The following is a 22,439-nucleotide window of genomic DNA, read 5'->3' on the forward strand; positions in this document are numbered from 1 at the left end:
AGTCGGACGGCAAGCTGAACCGGAGGGCGCCCGAAGTGGGCAAGCACATCATCACCGACGACCGTGCGCAGCAACGCGAAGCGCGCGACACGCCGCTCGCGGTGCTGCTTATCGAGGATTCCCCGCTGATCCGGCGCAGCCTGACCGAAGCCATCGACGCGCTCGGTCCGTGGCGCGTGACCGCGTTCGCCGAGGCTCCGGACGAAGCCATCGCGCTCTTGTCGTCGCAGCGGTTCCATGCGGTGATCATCGACTTGCAACTCAGGCACGGCTCGGGCATCGAGGTGCTGGCGTGGTTGCAGGAGGGCGGCAAGGCATCGATACACGACGAGGCCTTTGTCGCGGTGCTCACCAATCACGCGTTGCCGACTTATCGCGAGCGCTGCCAGCAATATGGCGTGCGCCATTTCTTCGATAAATCGCTGGAGTTCGATCGGGTGCTGGATGCGCTTTGCCGGCACGCGCGGGAAAGACAAGGTGAGCGCGGTTAGCGATCCCCGCCGCCGGAACCCGCCAACGAATCCGCCGCTTCCCGCCCGCGCCAGTGACTGAAGGCCGCCAGCGCCGTCGCAGCCAGCCCGACGACGCAAACGCCTGTCCATCCCATTGCGTGCCAGGCGAGCGAAGCCAGCGCCGATCCCAACGCCCCGCCAATAAAGTAAGCCACCATATAAACCGTATTCACGCGGCTGCGCGCCTCCGGCTTCAATGCGTAGATGCGCGACTGGTTGGATATCTGCGCGGCCTGCACGCCGATATCGAGCACGATCACGCCGATGACCAGCCCCGCGATGCTGCGCGCCGAGAATGCGAACACCACGAACGACAGCGCAACGAGCCCGATGGACAGCGTGATCACCGCGCGCGGCCCACGCCGGTCCGCCGACTTGCCCGCAAGCGGCGCCGCGAGCGCGCCCGCCGCGCCGACGATACCGAATAGTCCCGCGGCCTGCGGTCCCATGTGAAACGGCTCGCCCGCGAGCAGGAGTGTGAGCAGCGACCAGAACGCGCTGAATGCTGCAAAGAGCGCGCCGCCCGTGAGCGACGCTTCGCGAAGCCCGGGATTCTCGACAGCGAGATGCCACATCGACACGAGCAGCTTGCCGTAGGGCAGAGTAGACGTCGGACGGCTCTTTGGCAGCCGCGCAACGACGACGACCGCCAGCACGATCGTCGCGATCACGGAAGCGCCGAATACCGCGCGCCAGCCGAAGTATTCGGCGACGAAACCCGACACCGTCCGCGCGAGCAGGATGCCGAGCAATAGACCGCTCATCACCGTGCCGACGGCATGACCGCGCTCGGCGGCTGGCGCAAGTTCAGCGGCGAACGGCACGGCTTGTTGCGCGATGGTCGCGACGACGCCAATTGCAAGACTCGCGGCGATCAGCACGGCGAGCGTCGGCGCGACGCACGCCACCACGAGCGCCACGCCGAGCGCGGCCAGTTGGAGCAGGATCAGAAGCCGCCGGTCGAAGCGATCGCCGAGCGGCGCTAGCACGAGCATGCCGAGCGCGTAGCCGAGTTGCGTCGCGGCGGGCACCGCGCCGATCAGATACGCGCTGCCGGGAAACGAACCACGGAAATCGCCCAGCAGCGGCTGATTGAAGTAGATGTTGGCGACCGATACGCCCGCGATGGTCGCAAGCAGCCAGAGCGTGGCGCGCGAATAGTGCTGATGATGACTCGAGGAATCGGACGAAGCGGTCATGGTTGCCTTGAGTTGAGCGCGAGAACGGCGGCGAGCCGCCGTGGAGATGCGCGCTTCCGGTCGCCCGCCTTACTGCGCGGCATCGTCCGTGGGCTGCGGCTTCTTCACGAGCCTAGCGGGCGCGAGCCATTGAAAGCCGGTCAGCGTGTTCTCGGCGAACGTGCATTCGGCGGCGGCGGGCGTCTGGACGATTTTTGTTGCGGGCGGCTTGGGCTGCGTCGGGAATTCGCCGCGCACGACGACACGCGAACCGTGGTAGCTCGCGCCCGATCCGGTGAGCTTCAGTGGCGCGCTTGCGGCGTCGGGATACTCGGCGCGCACGCGGTCCTTGCACGTTTCGACGTTGCGGTAATACGAAGTGCAGCCGGACAAAAGCACGAGCGGAAGGCAGACCAGCAAGAAGAGGCGGGAACGGGTAATCATTGGTGAACAGGGTGAATGCTCGGCCGCGCGAGGGCGCATCGGAGCGAAATCAGGGGATGGCGAGCTTTATAACATGCGGGCGCGGCTTGCGTGACCGCATCGGCGTCGTGCTCGTTGGCGTGCTCGCCTGTCGTGCATGCGGCGTGCGGCGGTAGCACAATCGGCGAATAGCGTTTCGTTTTGTGGAGGCCATCGTCATGCGCAAAGATATCGAAGCCGGCGAATATCTGCTGGCGCTCAACGCGGAAGAAAGCGAGAACGAGTCCGGCGCGGGCTATGCGGTTCGTGTGCGGGTGGCGCGCATCGACGGAAAAGCGGTGCACGGCTCGCGGTTGGTCGATGATTCCGGCGAGATGATCGGCCCGCACGGTCCGTTCGAGACGATCGCGGGAGCCCTCGCGCATGGCGAGGCGTGGGGGCGCCACTACATCGCGCGCGTATTGGCGCACGGGTTATAACGGCGGGTGGCGGCGCAGGGAGGGATGTCATCCCCGCGAGGCGAGGGTGCGCGCGCGAATTGTCGGCCGCTAGACTTGGCCTTACCGCTCGGTCCTGCGCCGATCGGCTCAAGCCAGTTTGCGGAGATTGCCATGACGCCCGTTGCGCTTTACGTCACGCCGAACTATATCGCCTCGGTTCGCCGGGGAAGAGGACGTGAATGTTTTGGAGGCACCGTGAGGTTTATCGGTGTGGATGCATTGCCGTTCGATATCGAGCATCTCTGCCTGCTCGACCGCGAAACGCCGATCGAAGCCTTGTTCGATGCAGTGAGGGATGCAGAACGCTTGTTGAATGCGGTGTGATCCGCGATATCGATGCAGCAGGCAGGCGAAGGAAAGCGCAACGGGGTAGATCCCGCAGCGGGGCGCGGTCTCGGCCCGCAGCGCTATCACCCGCGTGATGGTTTCAATTGTGTTCGTGGTCGTTCAAGTCTGAACGGAAACAGCGCGCGCCGCGATAAAAGACGACTGGCTTTATGCTGTCGATTCAGCGTGAAACCATGGGCGAGTGGTACCGGGGACCGGACTTGAACCGGCAAGCCGTTAGGCGGCGGATTTTAAGTCCGCTATGTTTACCAATTTCATCACCCCGGCAGAGGGCGGACGCGAATTCTACCACTGCCATGCAGCGCGCCAAAACAGCGCGACGACAGCAAGTGAATGGCCCGCGCTCCGAGCGCATATCGACGAGAAAACATGACCCTCATCGGCCTCATCTCCGACACGCACAATCTCGTTCGCCCCGAAGCGCTCGAGGCCCTGCGCGGCTCTGCACACATCATCCACGCCGGCGACATCTGCAAGCGCGAAGTGCTCGATACGCTGGCGCAACTGGCTGCGCTGACCGTCGTGCGCGGCAATAACGATATCGGCGACGATGTCGCGATGTTGCCCGAGCACGCGCGCATCGACTTGGCGGGCGCGACGATTCACGTCGTGCACGATATCGCCGATGTGCCGAAAGCACTCGATGGCGTCCATGTCGTCGTGACCGGGCATTCGCACAAGCCGCTCGTCGAGAAGCGCAATGGCGTGCTGTTCGTGAATCCGGGTAGCGCGGGGCCGCGCAGGTTCAAGTTGCCGATCACGGTCGGTCTGCTCGAAATCGGCGAGACGGGTGACTCTGAGGACACGGACATAAAGGCGCGCATCGTTACGCTCATCGAATAAAAAAACCGGCGCTTCTGCACGCGCCGGCTTTTGTTCTAACGACTCAACCTCGATGCTCAAGCCCGAACGGTATTCTCGGGAAACGAGCCATCCATCTCTGCTGCCTCGCGATGACCGCGCAGAATCGCATGCGCTTCCGAATGCGATGCCACCGCGGGCGGCGAGCCCTTCAGCGGCTTTTTGGCCGTCTCGCGCAGCGCGAGCACCGAAACGATGCCGATGATCGACGCGCCCATCAAATAGTACGCGGGCATCATCAGATTGCCGGTCTTGTCGACGAGCCACGCCGTCACGAGCGGCGTCGTGCCGCCGAACAGCGACACCGACACGTTGAAGCCGATGGCGAGCGCGCCATAACGAATCTTCGTCGGGAACAGCGCCGGCAGCGACGACGGCATCACGCCCGTGAAACACGACAGAAGCGCACCGAGAATCATCATGCCCGCGAAGATCGAAGGCACGGTGCCGAGGCGGATCAGCGAGAGCGCCGGGATCGACAGCAGCAACAAGCCGACGCAACCCGCGAGCATCACCGGTTTGCGGCCGATCGTATCCGACAGACGGCCCGCGAACAGCGTGAGCGGCATCATCAGCACCATCACGACGAGCACGATGAAAAGGCCATGCGTCTCGTTGAACTTGAGCGTCGCCGAGAGATAGCTCGGCAAATACGACAGCGCCATGTAGTCGGTCACGTTGAAAATGAGCACGAGGCCCACGCACTGCAAGAGCGGCTTCCATTGCTGCACGAGCGTTTCGCGAAACTGCTGCTTGGTCGTTTCGTGCGACACGGCTTCGGCCTTTTCCGCCTCGCGCTGGAACGCGGGCGTCTCTTCGAGCTTCATCCGGATATACAAGCCGATCAGCCCGAGCGGACCCGCGATCATGAACGGAATGCGCCAGCCCCAGCTGAGGAGCGCCTGTTCGGACAGCGCGGCAGTCAACACCGCGACCACGCCTGCGCCGAGCACATAGCCCACGAGCGTGCCGAGTTCCAGGAAGCTCGACATGAAGCCGCGCTTCTTGTCCGGCGAGAATTCGGCGATGAACGTCGCCGCGCCGCCGTATTCCCCGCCCGTCGAAAAGCCTTGCAACAAACGCGCGGCGAGCAGCAGCACCGGCGCCATCACGCCGATGGTCGCGTAGCTCGGAATGAGACCGATACAAAAGGTGCCGACGGCCATCATGATCATGGTCATCGCGAGCACGCGCTTGCGGCCGATGCGGTCGCCGAGCGGACCGAACACCATGCCGCCGATCGGGCGCACGAGAAACGCGGCCGCGAACGTGCCGAAGGTGGCCAGCAACTGCGCGGCCGGGCTGCTCGACGGAAAGAAGACCTTGCCGAGCGTCACGGCGATGTAGCTGTACACGCCGAAGTCGAACCATTCCATCGCGTTACCGATAGCCATGGCGCCGACCGCGCGCTTGAGAAGCGATTGATCGACGATGGTGATGTCGTCGAGCGTCATATCGGACGCCTGGTCCGATGCGCCTCGTTTGCGCCAGAGGCCGTCATGTGAAGCATTCATAGTGCGAGAGACTCCGTGTTCAACCCCGCGCGCGCGATGCCAGCGCCGGGTGCGCCGCTCCGAGGGCGGCGACTACTGCCGATATCGGCCGGAATAGTGCAGTTTCGCGACGGCGCCGCATGCGTACTTTCAGCCAATGGCCGAAAGCGATAGCTCCGCGCAGCCCTGAATGAAGTCAGCGCTGAAAAATGCGTAGCAAATGCGGTGCCGGTGCCTCGCGGAAGAAGTCGCGAAATTGCACTCGGGAAATAGCAAACGAATTTGACGTGCGGACGACGAACTCAGTGAGTTGCCGCGGGTGGGCCGCGACGTCGGCGAAAACCAAGGCTTGAAACGAAAAAGGCCGGCGCGACGTTTTGATGTCGCTCGAAAACCGACAAGCCTCTTTGTATGAAACTGTCACTGCCGCGTTCGGATTCAGGCTTTAAGCTCGAACTGACCGCGCGAATGATGGTGAATTGCTGTTGATAACGAGCAAGATGATAACACGATGACAGACGAAGCGCAAACCAGCCTGTCCAGGCGCTCTCTCGAAAACGCGCAATCCCTTGCTGGGCTTAGGATTACGCTTAGTCGAATTTGTCCTTAAGCGCTTGTTGAAAAGGACGAGCGCGCAACAAAAAACCGGCCACTCGGACCGGTTTTTTTGAGAGCCAATTAGGCTTAAGTTCAGCTTTGCGGCGGCACATATCCCGTCGCGGTGTCGGCGCCTTCGCCGAAGAAGTACTTCTCCGTTTGCTTGAGCAAGTACTGGCGCGCGCGCGGGTCGGCCATATTGAGCCGGTTTTCGTTGATCAGCATGGTTTGCTGCTTGAGCCAGCCCTGCCACGCTTCCTTCGACACGGTTTCATAGATGCGCTTGCCGAGTTCGCCCGGCAGCGGCGGAAAGTCGAGTCCTTCGGCTTCCTTGCCGAGCTTCGCACATTGGATCATTCGGGCCATCGTCTGTTTCTCCTATTGAGTAGCGGAGCGCGTGCGTTCGTGCGCACGGCGCGTGCAATGTCGGTTCAAAGCTGTTTCATCAGGACGAGCGATTTGCGCTGCCAGTTGTAGAGTCGCCGGCGGTCTTCCGGCAGGTCGTCCACCGTGACCTTCACGAAACCGCGCTTGAGGAACCAGTGTTCGGTGCGCGTCGTCAGCACGAAAATGCGCGTGAGACCGCGAGCGCGCGCGCGTTGTTCGATGCGCTTGAGCAGGCGCTCGCCATCGCCGGAACCTTGCGCCTCGGGCGCGACGGTCAGACACGCCATCTCGCCGATGCGCTCCTGCGTGTACGGATAAAGCGCCGCGCAGCCGAAGAGCACGCCATCGTGCTCGATGACCGAGAAGTGGTCGATGTCGCGTTCGATCTGATGCCGTCCGCGCCGCACGAGCGTGCCGTCGGATTCGAGCGGCTCGATCAGCGTGAGAATGCCGCCGACGTCGTCCGGCGTCGCTTCGCGCAGACTTTCGAGATTCTCGTAGGAGATCATCGTGCCGACGCCGTCGTGCAGGAAGAGTTCGAGCAGCACGCTGCCGTCGAGCTTGTACGGAATGATGTGCGCGCGCGCCACGCCGCCGCGGCAGGCGCGAATGGCGTGCTTGAGATAAAACGCGGTATCGCCCTGAAGCTCGCCGCTTTCGTGGAGCCGGTAAGCGTCGTCGAGCGACATTTCCCGCACCAGTTCGTTTTCCTGATCTTCGAGGCCGGGAATCTCGGTCACGAAGATAATCTTGTCGGCGCGCAAGGCGATGGCCGCGGCGGACGCGACGTCTTCCATCGACAGATTGAACGCTTCGCCAGTTGGCGAAAAACCGAGCGACGACAACAGCACGAGCTTGTTGCTCGCAAGCGACTGGCGGATGGAATCGCCGTCGATCTTGCGCACGACGCCCGTGTGCTGGAAGTCGACGCCATCCAGAATGCCGACCGGCCGCGCCGTCACGAAGTTGCCCGACACCACGCTGATGTGCGCGTGAGCCATCGGCGTGTTCGGCAAGCCCTGGCTGATGGCGGCTTCGATGTCGAGGCGCACTTCGCCAGCGGCTTCCTTCGCGGATTCGAGCGCGCGCGCGTCGGTAATGCGCAGCCCGTGCGAGAACGACGATTCGACGCCGTGCAGACTCAGTTGCTCGTCGAGTTGCGGACGCGAGCCGTGCACCAATACGACGTGGATGCCCATGGCGTGCAACAGTCCGACGTCCTGGACGAGTGCATTCAGGCGGCCTTCCTGCACCAGTTCCCCGCCAAACGCGACCACGAAGGTTTTGTTTCGGAACGCGTGAATATAGGGCGCAACGGAACGCATCCAGTCGACGAACTGGGCGTGGGGATTCGGCGCTTCGGCTTCGACTGCGGCCGGCTGCGACGGGATGGCGAGGTCGGTAGGGGAATTCATGCCGGGATTATAATGCGATGCTATGCCGAATGTTTCCAGACGCCCCACCCAAGGCGGCAAGCCGCCATCCGCCGACAAGTCGCTCGATACCCAGGAGCAGTTGAAGAAACTGCGCGAAAGCTTGCTGCGCGACGCGCAGACAGGCGAGGACGAGGCTGCCGGTCTCAGCAAGAAGGAACTGGCCGCGCGGCGATTTGCGGGCGGCGGTGCGGTTGAGGGCGCGGTTAAGAATTCGGGTTCGCAGGGGCAGAATGCGAAGTCGCCGACGCCGGTGGCTTCGCAGCCTCGGCGCGGCGCGCAGCAAGCGGCCGGAGGGGCTGCCGCCAAGTCGCAAAAGCCGAAGCCGCAGTCTCCGGTCACGCAAGAGTCGCGAGGAGTCGCACCGCAAAGTCGCGTGGAGCGCAAAGCGCTGCAGGAACCGTCGTCGCGAAAGCTGGATGCACCGGCTGATCGGAACACGTCGCTCGCGCGCCCGGCAAGCGCACGCGATATCGCCAAACCTTCCTCTTCGCGCGATGCAAGTAGTTCGCACGATGCTCGCGGCGAACAGCGCAGCACGCAGGCGCGCCAAACGACTTCTGCGTCAACCGCGCGGCCGGTCGAGGCACAAGGCACCCGACCTTCAAAAAACGATTCTCGCGCGGAGACTACGCGTGCCGAACACAGCGCGCGCGACGAACGGCACAAGGCCGAGGCGCGGCAAGTCGATCGAAGCGCACCACCGGACGACCGATCCCATCGAGAGCAGGCCGCAGCGCAAACGCACTCGAGCGCGCGCAACGCGCAAGCCGGGCAGGTTCGCCACGTAAGCGACGAGCGTTCACCACGTGAAGCGCGCGCGGCGCGAGCCAGCGAACCACGCGCCAAGCAACAAGGAGAAGTCTCCGCAGTTCAGCCCGCGAGGCAACACAACGTACGCCCACCGCGCCGCGAGGGGCGCGCCGTCACCCCCAACCCCATCCCGCCGATCACCTTTCCCGAGGCGCTTCCCGTCTCCGCCCGTCGCGAGGAGATCGCGCGCGCGATCGAAGGGAATCAGGTCGTGATCGTGAGCGGCGAAACCGGCTCCGGCAAAACCACGCAGCTCCCCAAGATCTGCCTCGCGCTCGGACGCGGTCTCGGCGCGGGAGGCAGCGGTCTCATCGGTCATACGCAACCGCGCCGGATCGCGGCATCGGCGACGGGGCGGCGTATCGCCGAGGAACTCGCAACGCCTTTCGGCGAAGTGGTCGGCTACAAGGTGCGCTTCACCGACAACCTCGCGCCGGGCGCATCGGTCAAGCTCATGACCGACGGCATCCTGCTCGCGGAAACGCAAACCGACCCGCTGCTGAGCGCGTACGACACGATCATCATCGACGAGGCGCACGAACGCAGCCTGAACATCGACTTCCTGCTCGGCTATCTCAAGGAAATCCTGCCGAAGCGCCCGGACCTCAAGCTGATTGTCACGTCCGCGACCATCGACGCGCAACGCTTCGCGCGCCACTTCGGCAGCGACGAAAAGCCCGCGCCCGTGATCGAGGTCAGCGGGCGGCTGTATCCGGTCGAGGTGCGCTACCGGCCGGTGGAGGAAGACAGCGCCGCCGTTAAATCGGCGCAAGGCACGCTGCAAAAGCGCAACGACCGCAAGGCGGACCGCGATTTGATGGAAGCCATCGTCGATGCCGTCGATGAACTCTGCCGCGTCGGTCCTGGCGACGTGCTCGTGTTCCTGCCCGGCGAGCGCGAAATTCGCGACGCCGCCGAGGCGCTGCGTAAGCACCATCCGCCGCATACGGAAATCCTGCCGCTGTTCGCGCGCCTTTCCGCTGCCGAACAGGAGCGCGTGTTCAAGGCGTCGAACGCGCGGCGTATCGTGCTCGCGACCAACGTCGCGGAAACGTCGCTGACGGTGCCGGGCATTCGCTATGTCGTCGATACCGGCATGGCGCGCGTGAAGCGCTATTCGTATCGCAACAAGGTCGAGCAGTTGCAGATCGAGTCGATCTCGCAGGCCGCCGCCAATCAGCGCGCGGGCCGGTGCGGGCGCGTTGCGGACGGCGTCTGCATTCGTCTCTACGACGAAGCCGACTTTCAGTCGCGCGTGCGCTTCACCGATCCCGAGATCCTGCGCTCGTCGCTCGCGGCGGTGATCCTGCGCATGAAGTCGCTGCATCTGACGGCGATCGAAACCTTTCCGTTCATCGAGCCGCCGCCGGGCCGCGCGATCGCCGACGGTTACCAGTTGCTGAACGAACTCGGCGCCGTCGACGACGACAACGCGCTCACGCCGCTCGGCCGCGAACTCGCGCGGCTGCCGCTCGATCCGCGCGTGGGCCGCATGATTCTCGCCGCCCGCGATCATCACGCGTTGACGGAAGTGCTGATCATCGCGTCGGCGTTGTCGGTGCAGGACCCGCGCGATCGTCCGATCGAAGCGCAGGAGCAGGCGGATCAGGCGCATCGGCAGTTCGTCGACGAGCGCTCCGAGTTCCTGCAATGGACGCGCATCTGGAAGTGGTTCGACGAAGCCATTGCGCACAAGAAGTCGAATCGACAGTTGACCGATGCGTGCCGCGCCAACTTTCTCTCGCATCTGAGATTGCGCGAATGGCGCGACGTGCATTCGCAACTTCTCACGGTCGTGCGCGAACATGGCTGGCGTCTGAACGAATCCGACGCGACGTTCGAGCAAGTGCATCTTTCGCTTCTCACGGGGCTGCTCGGCAACATCGGCATGAAGGCCGACGACGAGCCGCATTATCTCGGCGCACGCGGCATCAAGTTCCATTTGTGGCCGGGTTCCGCGCTGCTGAAGAAAGCGGGCCGCTGGGTGATGGCGGGCGAACTCGTCGAGACGAGCCGGCTGTACGCGCGGACCATCGCGAAGATCGAGCCGGAATGGCTGGAAACGGTCGGGCCGCATCTGTTGCGCAAGTCGCTTTCCGAGGCGCATTGGGAGAAGAAGGCCGCGCAAGTGGTCGCGTATGAACGCGCGACGCTCTACGGTCTCACGGTCTACGGGCGGCGGCGCGTGAGTTACGGCCAGCAGGACCCGAAGTACGCGCGCGAGTTGTTCATTCGCGGCGCGCTGGTGGAAGGCGAGTTCGACACGCGTCTGCCGTTCTTCGCGCACAACCGCAAGCTGGTCGCGGACATCGAGCAACTCGAACACAAGTCGCGCCGTCAGGACGTGCTCGTGGACGACGAACTCATCCACGGCTTCTACGATTCGCTCGTGCCCGAAGGCATCTGGACCGGCGCGGCGTTCGAACGCTGGTATCGCGACGAGCAGCGCAAGGAGGGCGGCAAACAACTGCTGTTCCTTTCGCGCGACGACCTGATGCGTCACGAGGCCGCCGGCGTCACCACCGACCTGTTCCCGAAGCGCATGACGATGTCGGGCATCGAAATGACGCTCGCGTATCACTTCGAGCCGGGCGCGCCGCGCGACGGCGTGACGCTCACGGTGCCGCTTTATGGCCTGAATCAGATCGATGCGCGCCGCGTCGAATGGCTCGTGCCCGGCATGCTCAAGGAAAAGACGCAACTGCTCCTGAAGTCGCTGCCGCAAAAGCTGCGCCGGCATGTCGTGCCCCTGCCGGATTACGCGGCGGGCTTTGCCGAGCGCAACGCGGGGCTGGGGTTCGGCGCGGGCGCCTTGGTCGATGCGCTCATCGCCGATATTCGGGAGCAGACGCAAGTCGCCGTGAAGAGCGCGGATTTCAAGCTCGAAACGCTGCCTGCGCATCTCTTCATGAACTTCAAGGTGATCGACGAGCACGGCCGCCAGCTCGCGATGGGCCGCAATCTCGCGCAATTGCGAGCGGAACTCGGCGGTCAGGCGCAGCAGCATTTCCAGAAGCTGACGGCAAGCGCGGCTTTCGATGCACTTTCCGCCGATTCGCCAAACGCGCCGCAGACGCAGGCCGCGAGCGCGTCCACCGGCACCGCGCTCTATGAAAACCTCACGACGTGGAATTTCGGCAAGCTACCAGAGCTGCTGGAAATTCGACGTCGCGGGCAGACGCTGTTCGGCTATCCGGCGCTCGTCGATCGCGGTGCGCATTGCGACGTCGAAGTGTTCGATTCGCCGGAGGAGGCGGCGCGGATTCATCGCGCGGGCTTGCGGCGGCTCTTCTGGCTGCAATTGCGCGAGCCGATCCGCTATCTGGAAAAGAATCTGCCGGGGCTGCGCGAAATGTCGATGCAGTTCATGGCGCTCGGCACCGCCGACGAGTTGCGCGATCAGATCGTCGATACGGCGCTGGATCGCGCATGTTTGCAAGACCCGCTACCCGACGACGACGTGAGCTTCCACGCTCGCCGCGATGCCGCGAAAGGCCGGCTCACGCTGCTCGCGCAGGAGATCGCGCGGCTGGTCGGCGCGATCCTCGGCGAATACACGGCGCTTCTAAGGAAGCTCGCGCAGGCGAAGCCGTTCGCCCAGGCTTACGCCGATATCCAGTCGCAGTTGAACGCGCTCATCGGCAAGCGCTTCGTGATCGACACGCCTTACGCGCAACTCGCGCATTTCCCGCGTTATCTGAAGGGCATCGGGCTGCGAATCGACAAGCTGAAGGCCGATCCGGCTCGCGATGCGCGTATTTCCACGGATCTGCATCCGCTCGTGCAGCAATATCAGCGCGCGCTCGCGCAACGCGGCGGCGTGGCGGACGCGCGGCTCTCGGAATATCGCTGGCTGCTGGAGGAACTGCGCGTGTCCCTGTTCGCGCAGGAACTGCGCACACCCATGCCCATTTCCGTGAAGCGCCTGCATAAAGTCTGGGAATCGATGCAGCGCTAAAAGACGAAGCAGCGCAATGCCGATTTTTTCGCCAAAAAAACGGCATTTCTTGCGCCGTTAAACGAAATTGCGCAAAAACAGGCGTTCCGTCAACGCGACGACAAGCGCAAACGTTCTACAATGACGCCTGCCTTCGGACGTCTACTTTTTCATGCGCTCATCTTTTCTGTCTGGCCGCTTTCGGGCGGTTGCCTCACGCGCCGCGCTCGCTATCGGCGCGGCCTTCATCGCCACCGCGGCATTTGCCAATAACGTCATCGTCCTGAACTCGGCTGAAGCCACGCTGAGTCTTATCGACGAAAACACGCGCCAGGTCGTCGGCACCGTGCCCACGGGCAAGGAACCGCATCACTTGATGCCCACGCCGGACGCGTCATCGCTGATCGTTGCGAACTCGGTATCGAACAATCTCATGTTCGTCGATCCGAAAACCGGCGCCGTGCAGCGCTGGGTGCAGGATATCGAAGACCCGTATCAGATCGGCTTTTCGCCGGATCGCAAGTGGTTCGTGTCGACGGGTCTGCGGCTCGACCGCCTCGATATCTATCATTTCGACGGCAAGAATCTGACCGTGGCCAAGCGCTTGCCGCTCGCCACCATGCCGAGCCATATCGCGTTTTCGAACGACAGCACGACCGCGTTCATCTCGCTGCAGGTGTCGAACGAAATCGCCGCGATCGACCTGGCGACGCAGACGGTCAAGTGGAAGATGAAAGTCGGCCCGACGCCCGCGGGCGTATGGTTCACGCCGGGCGACAAGTATTTGCTCGTTGGTATGACGGGCGCGGATTACGTCGCCGTGGTGGACTGGCGCAATCAGAAGATCGTCAAGACCATCACGACCGGCAAGGGTGCGCATAACTTCCGCTCGCTCGTGGACGGCAAGCATGTGGCCGTGTCGAACCGGGTGGCGAACACCATCAGCATCATCGACGAAGACACGCTCACGAACGTCGGCGACATCACGGGCCTCTTGCCGGGGCCGGATGACATGGAACTTTCCGCCGACAAGAAGTATCTCTGGGTAACGTTCCGTTTCGCGAAGCATGTCGGCGTGATCGACCTTGCGGATCGTAAGCTGATCCAAACCATCAAGGTTGGCCGTTCGCCGCACGGAATCTACTTCTTCAATCGCGCGCCGGTGACCTCGCCTAACGGCGCCTGAGGCTGCCCGCGAAAGCAGAGGGAAAAGGGCGCTTGCGGGCGCCCTGTATTACGATTGAGTCAGGCCGTATTGAGTCACACGGAGCATCATGTTTCATTCCATTCTTTCGTCGCTCGACAGCTTCGTCTCCGCCCTGCAGACCATGCTCTACGTGGACGTGGTCCAGCCGTTCCTGTTCAAGGTCGGCCTCATGGACTATGACGAAGACACCTACGACGCTCTTTACTGGGTGATCGTCGGCGTGCTGGAAGTGCTCGCGATGTACGCCGTGCTGCGCCCGCTCGAAGCGCTGCGACCGGCCGAGGAATGGCAGGATCGCAAGGGCGTGCGTATCGACGTGCTTTATACGTGGATTGTCAAGCTCGGCATTCTGAACCTCTTTTTCTTCTTCACGTTCCAGCCGGTTTTCGATTCGCTGCAAAGCTGGCTGCGCCTGCATGACATCCCGAATCTGGAAATCGACAATCTCTGGCCGGGCGTGACCACGCAACCCATGGTCACGTTCGTGATCTATCTGGTGCTGCTGGATTTCGCCGGTTATTGGTATCACCGGCTGGAGCATCGCATCGGCATCTGGTGGGAACTGCACGCGGTGCATCACAGCCAGCAGCAAATGTCGCTTTGGTCGGACGACCGTAACCATCTGCTCGACGACATCCTGCAGGCGGGGTTCTTCGCCACTGTCGCGCTCGTGATCGGCGTGGAGCCGTCGCAGTTCGTCGTGCTGGTCGCCATTACGAACCTCATGCAAAGCGTGCAGCACGCCAACATTCGCTTGCATTACGGCTGGCTGGGCGACCGGCTCTTCGTGAGCCCGGCGTTTCATCGTCGTCATCATGCAATCGGCTTCGGCCACGAAGGCACGGCGTACGGCTGCAACTTCGGCGTGCTGTTCGCGTTCTGGGACATTCTCTTTCGCTCGGCTTCGTTCGACCGCACCGTGGAGCCGACCGGTATTCGCGATCAACTCGGCGCGCCGGGCGTCGCGCCCGTGCGTTACGGCGACGGCTTCGTCGAACAGCACTGGCTCGCGTTCAAGCGGATCGGCGCGCGTTTGTCTTCGCGTCGCGCGAATTCGGCTTCCGACAAGAGCTCGGCGGCTGTCTGAGTCTCCATCACCAGCGCCCGTTCGGTGCGCTGGTTTATGCTGTCGTTTCCACTCTCTTCGTCGAATCACGCATGAATGACTTGCTGCGTTCGTTCGTGCGCGCCATTGCGCATGCCTTTCACCCACGCATGCTCTGGCTGACTTTCATGCCATTTGCGGTCGCCACGCTGAGCTGGGGCGCGGTGCTCTGGTTCTTCTGGCAGACGCTGACAGGCGCGGCAACCGGTTGGCTCGACGGCTGGGCGCTCACCGCCGCGATGTACCGCCTGTTCGATGCCGTCGGCTTCTCCTCGCTGCATGCGGTGATCGCGCCGTTTTTCGTCGTCATCATGGCGATTCCGCTGATCTTCGTGACCGTGCTGCTGCTGATCGCCACGCTCTCCATGCCAGGCGTCATCAAGCTGCTCACGCGCCGGCCGGGCGGTCATTACGCGCTGCTCGAAGAGCGTCACGGCGGCTCGTGGTACGGCAGTCTCGGGCACTCGGTCATTACCACGCTCGTTTGCCTGATCGCGCTCGTCGTCACGTTGCCGCTGTGGCTCATTCCACCGTTTTTCGCGCTGATTCCACCGCTCTTGTGGGGCTGGCTCACCTATCGCGTGATGACTTACGATGCGCTCGCCGTGCACGCGAGCGCCGAGGAACGCCGTGTGATCGTGCGTGATGCGCGCTGGCCGCTGCTTGTCATTGGCATCGTGAGCGGTCTGCTCGGTTCGGTGCCGACCATGTTGTGGGCCTGGTCGGTATGGCTCTTGCCACTCTTTCCCGTGGTCGCGGCGGCGACCATCTGGGCATACGCATTCATTCTGGTGTTTTCGGCGCTCTGGTTCGCGCATTACTGCCTGCACGCGCTCGAACGACTACGGGCGAATGCGGCGCCTCAAGTGTCGGCCATCACCGTTCCATTCTGAGAAGGAGCATTCATGGGCATTGGCGTCATCATCATCGGCGACGAGATTCTTTCAGGCCGGCGCACGGACAAGCATCTGCCGAAAATCATCGAATTGCTGAGCGCGCGCGGGCTCTCGCTCGATTGGGCCGAATACGTCGGCGACGATCCCGCGCGCATCACCGCGACGCTCGCGCGCACCTTTGCTTCGAGCGATATCGTGTTTTCGACCGGCGGCATCGGCGCGACACCCGACGATCACACGCGTCAATGCGCGGCCAAGGCGCTCGGCCGGCCGCTCGAACTGCAACCGGAAGCGGCGGAACTGATCCGCGAGCGCATCCGCGAGACGGCCGGCGACAAACCGTATGACCTCGATTCGCCGGAGAATCTGCATCGGCTGAACATGGGGACGTTTCCGCAGGGCGCGGCGATCATTCCGAACAGCTACAACAAGATTCCGGGCTTTTCCGTCGGCGATCATCATTTCGTGCCGGGCTTTCCCGTCATGGCGTGGCCAATGATCGAATGGGTGCTCGATACCAAGTACGCGCATCTGCATCACGCGACGCCTTATATCGAGCGCTCGTTGCTCGTGTTCGGGTTGCCGGAGTCGCGCATCACGCCGCTCATGGTGACCATCGAACGCGATTTCGACGGCGTGCGCGCCTTCAGCCTGCCAAGCGTGGGCGATGCCGCGCGCGGCGCGCTCTATGCGCGTTCGCATATCGACCTCGGCGTGAAGGGCGAGCCGGATCAGGCCAACGCCGCGTTCGAAGTGTTGCGCGAGGGCGTGCTCGCCCTGGGCGGCGAAGTGGTCGAAGCGCCGCCGGAGGACGCGGCATGATTCTGCTCGAAGTCATCGCAACGACCGTTTCCGACGCGCGCGCCGCCGAGCGTGGCGGCGCCAATCGGCTTGAACTGATCACGGCGATCGGCGAGGGCGGGTTGACGCCGAGCATCGGCCTGATCGAGTCGGTGGTGGAGGCGGTGCGCATTCCGGTGAACGTCATCGTGCGGCCGCACAGCCGTTCCTTCGTCTACGATGCCGACGATTTCGCGGTCATCGAACGCGACGTCCGCGCAATCGCGAAGACGGGCGCCAACGCGATCGTCGTCGGCATGTTGAACGCACATGGCGATGTCGACACCGAAGCGCTAGAGCGCGTGATCGATGCCGCCGACGGTTTGCCGCTCACCTTCCATCGCGCGATCGACGAAGCCCGCGATTTACCCGCTGCGTTCGAGACGCTTTTGCGCTTCGACGCCGTCACGAACGTGCTGACATCGGGCGGCAAGCCTTCCGTGCTGGAAGCCGGACCGGTTATCAAGGCGCTCGTCGCGCAAGCGGCGGGAACGCATTGCACGGTGCTCGCGGGCGCTGGTTTCACCGTGGATGCGGTTGCACCGTTCGCCGCCGCGACAGGCGTGAAGGCCGTGCATTTCGGCTCTGGCGTGCGCGTGCATGGAAAAGGCTCGGAGCCGGTCGACGAATTACGCGTGGCGCGCGTGCGGGCGTTGCTCGACGGCGAGTGAACGAACGGCGACGCTTATGCGCCCATCCAAGGCAAGCCGCGAAAGCACCATCCCGACACCGTCTTCCGATGCCCTTGTCCGTCTTTTTCTCCCTCGAAACCTTCGAGCAGGTCATACGTTTTCATGAACCCTTCTTTCTGCGCGGCGACCGCGGCGAGCTTGGAGCGCGCGGCGCTGCGGCACAGAAAGAGCACCGGCGTATCCGGAGTGGCGACCTGCCGCAATTGTTCGATAAACTCGCCGTTCGGCACCGAGCCGGGATAGCGAATCCATTCGATATGCGCGTACTGCGCGCCATCGACAGCGGGACGTCCGACCCAGTCGAGTTCGGCGCGTGTGCGGACATCGACGAGACGCGTACGCGGGTCGAGCTGCAGCAGTTCGAAGGCTTCGGCGGGAAGGAAGGCGCCCGCGTAGGTCAGCTTGTTTTCCGTGGCCCGGCTCGCGGCCTGGCCATAAAGTTGTTCGAGCGTGCTCATGGCGCGTAGTCTCCGGTAAAGCGCAAAAAATTCATTTTAGCGTGCCAGACTCTCAGCGGTGCCGAGGGCTGGAATCGCGGCAACCTTACTGCGTCAAATTGGTGCAAGATAAAACGAATGCACGAAAATCGGGCGCGCCTCGGTAGATCCGAATTGTCGCGCACCGAATTAGTGCGAACGGTCGGCTTACGACTAAGCGGCCGGCTCGATAAAGCATCATCGTTTCACAAAAAACGCGCGCCGCTTCAAATGCTTAGCGCAAGATTGGTGCGCTTGGCATGGAAGCTGCTTTTCAAACCACGATTGTTTCAGCGGTACAGGATTCGGTCGGGGCGGCGAAAGGTTTTCGCCGACTTTTGTTAATCAGGAGATAGGTAATGAGTAAATCCGTGGCCGACGTCATTCAGCTCGTCAAGGACGAAGACGTCAAGTTTGTCGATTTCCGCTTCACCGACACGCGCGGCAAAGAACAACACGTTTCCGTGCCGGTCTCGGCATTCGACGAAGACAAATTTGAAAGCGGCCACGCTTTCGACGGTTCGTCCATCGCCGGCTGGAAGGGCATCGAAGCATCGGACATGTTGCTCATCCCCGATGCGGATACCGCGTTCATCGACCCGTTCTACGAAGAGTCCACGCTGGTTCTGACCTGCGACGTGGTCGAGCCGGCCGACGGCAAGGGCTACGAGCGCGACCCGCGTTCGCTGTCGAAGCGCGCTGAGGCATATCTGAAGAGCTCGGGTCTCGGCGACACCGCGTTCTTCGGTCCGGAGCCGGAATTCTTCATTTTCGACTCGGTGCAATGGAACACGGATCAGTCGGGCACGTTCGTCAAGATCGGCTCGGAAGAAGCGCCGTGGTCGTCGGCGAAGGAATTCGAAGGCGGCAACACCGGCCACCGTCCGGGCACGAAGGGCGGCTATTTCCCGGTCGCGCCGGTCGACACGTTCCAGGACATGCGTTCTGAAATGTGCCTGTTGCTCGAACAGATCGGCATTCCGGTCGAAGTTCACCACCACGAAGTGGCGGGCCAGGGCCAAAACGAAATCGGCACCAAGTTCTCGACGCTGGTTCAGCGCGCGGACTGGCTGCAGCAGATGAAGTACATCATCCACAACGTGGCGCATACGTACGGCAAGACGGCGACGTTCATGCCGAAGCCTATCGTCGGCGACAACGGTTCGGGCATGCACGTTCACCAGTCGATCTGGAAGGACGGTCAGAACCTGTTCGCGGGCAATGGCTACGCGGGGCTGTCGGAATTCGCGCTGTTCTACATCGGCGGCATCATCAAGCATGCACGCGCGCTGAACGCGATCACGAACCCGGGTACGAACTCGTACAAGCGTCTCGTGCCGCACTTCGAAGCGCCTGTGAAGCTGGCCTACTCGGCTCGCAACCGTTCGGCATCCATCCGCATTCCGCACGTGAGCAACCCGAAGGGCCGCCGTATCGAAACGCGCTTCCCGGATCCGCTCGCGAATCCGTACCTGTGCTTCTCCGCGCTGATGATGGCGGGTCTCGACGGCGTGCAGAACAAGATTCATCCGGGCGAAGCCGCGGACAAGAATCTGTACGACCTGCCGCCGGAAGAAGATGCAAAGATCCCGACCGTGTGTGCCGGCCTCGATCAGGCGCTCGACGCACTCGACGCGGATCGCGAGTTCCTGACGCGCGGCGGCGTGTTCACGGATTCGATGCTCGACGCGTACATCGAACTGAAGACGAACGAGCTGCAACGTTATCGTCAGTCGGTGCATCCGGTCGAGTTCGAGATGTACTACTCGCTGTAAGCGCCGCCAACGCATGACGTCGATGCGCTTCGTAGACGGCTGGTCGATGAAGCGCGCGGCGCATGCCCTAGGCGAACACGAAAAAGGGACGGCGCGCCGTCCCTTTTTTAATCGCCGCGTGGCTGACGCGTGTCACATGCAGTCACAAAGAAAGAAGAAGATCGAGTTTCACGAGCGACCTCATTGGCCACCCTTTTTAAAGCTCGATGGTGCTTAAGAATCTGATCAAGGCCCGCAAAGGGCACGCCGACGCACTCTCCGACGACACCCAACTCGCGGGAACCGGTCTTCTGCCGGGACTCGAAGCGTTGCCGACCGTCGTGCTCGTGCTCGACAAACGCACGCAGCGCATCGCGTACGCGAACCCGTCGGCGGAGTCGATGCTGGAGATGTCGCGCAAGCAACTCACGCAGACGCACTGGCCCAATCTCTTCGCCAACTCCGAGGAACTGGCGACGACCATCGCATCCATCGCGGAAAACCGCTTCAACGCGACGCGGCTCGATGCCATGCTCGAACGCCCCGGGCGCGAGGCGTTTCATGTGCATGCGATCGTCGCGTATCTGGAAGTCGCCACCGATTACGTGCTGCTCGAACTCTTCGAGAACGAACGGCATTTGCGCACCGACCGCGAAGAGCGCATTCACGATCTCACGGCGGTAAACAAGCAGCTCATCCGCAACCTCGCGCACGAGATCAAAAACCCGCTCGGCGGCATTCGCGGGGCCGCGCAGCTGCTCGAGTTCGAACTCGGCGCGCGCGAACGCGACGAGTTGCGCGAATACACGCAGGTCATCATCAAGGAATCGGATCGGCTGCAGACGCTCGTCGATCGCTTGCTGGAACCGCACCGGCATCCGCATATCGTCGGCGATGTGAACATCCACGAAGTCTGCGAGCGCGTGCGCGCGGTGATCCTCGCGGAGTTTCCGCGCGGCCTCACCATCGAACGCGATTACGACGTGAGCGTGCCCGACCTGCGCGGCGACAAGGAACAGCTGATTCAAGCGCTCCTCAACATCGTGCGCAACGCGGCCGAAGCGTTGAGAGAGCGCATCTCGCAAGGCGACGCCAAGATCGAACTGCGTACGCGCATTGCGCGCAAGGTGACCATTGGCAAAAAGCTGCACAAACTGGCATTGGACTTGCATATCACTGACAACGGTCCCGGCATTCCTAGTGAGATTCGCGACCGGATTTTCTTTCCGCTCGTGTCGGGCCGGGAAGATGGCAGCGGTCTGGGTCTTACGCTCGCGCAGTCGTTCGTGCATCAGCACGACGGGCTGATCGAAGTGGAGAGCAAGCCCGGTTGCACCGAGTTCGCCATGCTGTTGCCATTCGGAAACTGAGGATCATCGACCTGAATCCAAACGACGCACATTCCTGGCCGCCAATTTACGACGCGATTGCGCTCCAAGCCTTGAAGCCTGACCGTTTCGACGGGCTCACACCGAACCACACGAAGACTTCTCGCCGAACGATATGAAGCCGATCTGGATAGTAGACGACGACCAATCAATCCGATGGGTGCTTGAGAAAGCACTCGCACGTGAGAACTTCACGACGCGCAGTTTCTCCGGCGTGCGCGATGCGCTCGCCGCGCTCGAGCACGACAGCCCGCAAGTGCTCGTCTCCGACATCCGCATGCCAGGCGGCTCGGGCCTCGAATTGCTGCAAACGGTGCGTGACCGCTTGCCGGGCTTGCCAGTCATCATCATGACGGCGTTCTCGGATCTGGATAGCGCGGTGGCCGCATTCCAGGGCGGCGCGTTCGAATATCTCGCGAAGCCTTTCGATGTCGACAAGGCCGTCGAGCTGATCCGCCGCGCCGTCGACGAGTCCATGCGCGGCGAGTCCGCCTTCGACGAGCGCGTGACGGAAACGCCCGAGATGCTCGGCCAGGCGCCGGCCATGCAGGACATGTTTCGCGCCATCGGCCGCTTGTCGCATTCGGCGGCGACCGTGCTCATCACGGGCGAATCAGGCACCGGAAAGGAGCTTGTCGCGCGCGCCTTGCACCGACATAGCCCGCGCGCGAACGGACCGTTCATCGCGCTGAATACGGCGGCGATTCCGAAGGATCTGTTGGAATCCGAACTATTCGGTCACGAGCGCGGCGCGTTCACCGGCGCGCAGGCCATGCGGCAAGGGCGTTTCGAGCAAGCGGAAAACGGCACGCTGTTCCTCGATGAAATCGGCGACATGCCGTTCGATTTGCAGACCCGCTTGCTGCGCGTGCTCTCCGATGGACAGTTTTATCGCGTGGGCGGACACAATCCGCTCAAGGCGAACGTGCGCGTGATCGCGGCGACGCATCAGAATCTCGAATCGCGCGTGCGGCAGGGTTTGTTTCGCGAGGACTTGTATCACCGGCTCAACGTGATTCGCCTGCGCTTGCCCGCGTTGCGTGAACGCAGCGAAGACATTCCCTTGCTCACGCGGCATTTTCTGCAGAAGAGCGCGCGTGATTTGGGCGTCGAGCCCAAGCGCGTTTCGGATGAAGCGATTGCTTATCTGGCGTCGCTGCCGTTTCCGGGCAACGTGCGCCAGTTGGAGAACTTGTGCAACTGGCTGACGGTGATGGCGCCCGCGCAAGTCATCGAGCAGAAGGACTTGCCACCCGACCTCACGCCGCGACAGGACTATGCGTCGGCGGAGAGCATTGCGGTGTTGCCCGATGGCGCGATGACGGCGGGGCCCGCAGTCACCAACGGCGTCGCGGCGCCGTTGGCCGGAACGCCGGCTGGCGTTTGGGAGAACGGCTTGCGCACGGAAGTCGCGCGCCTTTTGCGTGAGAATTCGGCCGATGTCATGGACGAACTCGCGCGCCGTTTCGAGGCTGCCGTGATTCGCGAAGCACTCGACTTCACGCGCGGCCGGAAAGTAGAAGCGGCCGAGCGTCTGGGCATTGGCCGCAATACCATCACGCGCAAGATTCAGGAACTGCATCTGGACGCGTGATTTGG

The 22,439-nt window shown here is 62.7% G+C and carries 19 protein-coding genes and 1 tRNA gene; 13 read left to right on the forward strand and 7 right to left on the reverse strand.

The window, feature by feature from the left end; translation table 11 throughout:
- Window positions 1-35 precede the first annotated feature (35 nt).
- Window positions 36-491 (forward strand): response regulator, encoded by a 456-nt coding sequence (locus NCR40_RS04565; RefSeq protein WP_250508839.1) that lies wholly within the window; start codon window positions 36-38, stop codon window positions 489-491.
- Here the strand turns inward: NCR40_RS04565 and NCR40_RS04570 are convergent.
- Together NCR40_RS04570 and NCR40_RS04575 are read right to left on the reverse strand one after the other, a co-directional pair.
- The gene (locus tag NCR40_RS04570) at window positions 488-1,711 is read right to left on the reverse strand and encodes an MFS transporter (RefSeq protein WP_244827570.1); all 1,224 of its coding nucleotides are present in this window, start codon (window positions 1,709-1,711) and stop codon (window positions 488-490) included. The two genes, NCR40_RS04565 and NCR40_RS04570, sit on opposite strands and share 4 nt — an antisense overlap.
- A 69-nt stretch (window positions 1,712-1,780) precedes the next feature.
- A complete protein-coding gene (locus tag NCR40_RS04575; protein WP_244827571.1) occupies window positions 1,781-2,134 on the reverse strand; it encodes a hypothetical protein in 354 nt (117 codons plus the stop codon).
- A 197-nt stretch (window positions 2,135-2,331) separates the two neighbouring features.
- Here NCR40_RS04575 and NCR40_RS04580 point away from each other — a divergent pair, with 197 nt between their 5' ends.
- Together NCR40_RS04580 and NCR40_RS04585 are read left to right on the forward strand one after the other, a co-directional pair.
- On the forward strand, window positions 2,332-2,592 hold the full coding sequence (locus NCR40_RS04580) for a hypothetical protein (protein ID WP_250492129.1): 261 nt from the start codon (window positions 2,332-2,334) through the stop codon (window positions 2,590-2,592).
- A gap of 132 nt (window positions 2,593-2,724) precedes the next feature.
- The gene (locus NCR40_RS04585; protein WP_250464302.1) at window positions 2,725-2,937 is read left to right on the forward strand and encodes a hypothetical protein; all 213 of its coding nucleotides are present in this window, start codon (window positions 2,725-2,727) and stop codon (window positions 2,935-2,937) included.
- A gap of 206 nt (window positions 2,938-3,143) precedes the next feature.
- Here NCR40_RS04585 and NCR40_RS04590 read toward each other — a convergent pair.
- Window positions 3,144-3,228: transfer RNA gene (locus NCR40_RS04590), tRNA-Leu, on the reverse strand.
- A 102-nt stretch (window positions 3,229-3,330) separates the two neighbouring features.
- On the opposite strand from NCR40_RS04590, the gene NCR40_RS04595 reads away from it, so the two are divergent.
- Window positions 3,331-3,804 (forward strand): metallophosphoesterase family protein, encoded by a 474-nt coding sequence (locus NCR40_RS04595; protein WP_250508840.1) that lies wholly within the window; start codon window positions 3,331-3,333, stop codon window positions 3,802-3,804.
- A 56-nt stretch (window positions 3,805-3,860) separates the two neighbouring features.
- Here the strand turns inward: NCR40_RS04595 and proP are convergent, their stop codons facing one another.
- The 3 genes from proP to argA form a co-directional block, all read right to left on the reverse strand.
- Window positions 3,861-5,336 carry a glycine betaine/L-proline transporter ProP gene (proP, locus tag NCR40_RS04600; protein ID WP_250508841.1) on the reverse strand — a complete coding sequence of 492 codons (1,476 nt, stop codon included), beginning with the start codon at window positions 5,334-5,336 and terminating at the stop codon, window positions 3,861-3,863.
- Between the two features lie 669 nt (window positions 5,337-6,005).
- Window positions 6,006-6,278 carry an oxidative damage protection protein gene (locus NCR40_RS04605; protein ID WP_244827576.1) on the reverse strand — a complete coding sequence of 91 codons (273 nt, stop codon included), beginning with the start codon at window positions 6,276-6,278 and terminating at the stop codon, window positions 6,006-6,008.
- 65 nt (window positions 6,279-6,343) lie between these two features.
- Complete coding sequence (gene argA, locus NCR40_RS04610) at window positions 6,344-7,714, reverse strand: amino-acid N-acetyltransferase (RefSeq protein WP_244827577.1); 1,371 nt, start codon at window positions 7,712-7,714, stop codon at window positions 6,344-6,346.
- Between the two features lie 22 nt (window positions 7,715-7,736).
- Here argA and hrpA point away from each other — a divergent pair, with 22 nt between their 5' ends.
- The 6 genes from hrpA (at window position 7,737) to NCR40_RS04640 (ending at window position 17,201) form a co-directional block, all read left to right on the forward strand.
- A complete protein-coding gene (gene hrpA / locus NCR40_RS04615) occupies window positions 7,737-12,503 on the forward strand; it encodes an ATP-dependent RNA helicase HrpA (RefSeq protein ID WP_250508842.1) in 4,767 nt (1,588 codons plus the stop codon).
- A gap of 151 nt (window positions 12,504-12,654) precedes the next feature.
- Window positions 12,655-13,668 carry a YVTN family beta-propeller repeat protein gene (locus NCR40_RS04620; protein WP_244827579.1) on the forward strand — a complete coding sequence of 338 codons (1,014 nt, stop codon included), beginning with the start codon at window positions 12,655-12,657 and terminating at the stop codon, window positions 13,666-13,668.
- Between the two features lie 88 nt (window positions 13,669-13,756).
- Complete coding sequence (locus NCR40_RS04625; RefSeq protein ID WP_244827580.1) at window positions 13,757-14,776, forward strand: sterol desaturase family protein; 1,020 nt, start codon at window positions 13,757-13,759, stop codon at window positions 14,774-14,776.
- Window positions 14,777-14,847: 71 nt separating this feature from the next.
- Complete coding sequence (locus tag NCR40_RS04630; protein WP_250508843.1) at window positions 14,848-15,687, forward strand: EI24 domain-containing protein; 840 nt, start codon at window positions 14,848-14,850, stop codon at window positions 15,685-15,687.
- A gap of 12 nt (window positions 15,688-15,699) precedes the next feature.
- The gene (locus NCR40_RS04635; RefSeq protein ID WP_244827582.1) at window positions 15,700-16,512 is read left to right on the forward strand and encodes a competence/damage-inducible protein A; all 813 of its coding nucleotides are present in this window, start codon (window positions 15,700-15,702) and stop codon (window positions 16,510-16,512) included.
- Window positions 16,509-17,201, forward strand: coding sequence for a copper homeostasis protein CutC (locus NCR40_RS04640; RefSeq protein ID WP_250508844.1), 693 nt, complete (start codon window positions 16,509-16,511; stop codon window positions 17,199-17,201). Before NCR40_RS04635 ends, NCR40_RS04640 begins: the two co-directional genes overlap by 4 nt.
- A 14-nt stretch (window positions 17,202-17,215) precedes the next feature.
- Here NCR40_RS04640 and NCR40_RS04645 read toward each other — a convergent pair whose 3' ends face one another.
- Window positions 17,216-17,680, reverse strand: coding sequence for a rhodanese-like domain-containing protein (locus tag NCR40_RS04645; RefSeq protein ID WP_250508845.1), 465 nt, complete (start codon window positions 17,678-17,680; stop codon window positions 17,216-17,218).
- Window positions 17,681-18,057: 377 nt separating this feature from the next.
- Between NCR40_RS04645 and glnA the strand changes: the two genes are divergently transcribed.
- The 3 genes from glnA (at window position 18,058) to ntrC (ending at window position 22,434) form a co-directional block, all read left to right on the forward strand.
- Window positions 18,058-19,473 (forward strand): type I glutamate--ammonia ligase, encoded by a 1,416-nt coding sequence (gene glnA, locus NCR40_RS04650; protein WP_244827585.1) that lies wholly within the window; start codon window positions 18,058-18,060, stop codon window positions 19,471-19,473.
- Window positions 19,474-19,679: 206 nt separating this feature from the next.
- Window positions 19,680-20,822 (forward strand): nitrogen regulation protein NR(II), encoded by a 1,143-nt coding sequence (glnL, locus tag NCR40_RS04655; protein WP_244827586.1) that lies wholly within the window; start codon window positions 19,680-19,682, stop codon window positions 20,820-20,822.
- Between the two features lie 133 nt (window positions 20,823-20,955).
- The gene (gene ntrC, locus NCR40_RS04660) at window positions 20,956-22,434 is read left to right on the forward strand and encodes a nitrogen regulation protein NR(I) (protein ID WP_250492139.1); all 1,479 of its coding nucleotides are present in this window, start codon (window positions 20,956-20,958) and stop codon (window positions 22,432-22,434) included.
- Window positions 22,435-22,439: the final 5 nt, after the last annotated feature.

It is taken from the genome of Caballeronia sp. GACF4 (genome assembly GCF_023631025.1).
GTDB lineage: Bacteria > Pseudomonadota > Gammaproteobacteria > Burkholderiales > Burkholderiaceae > Caballeronia.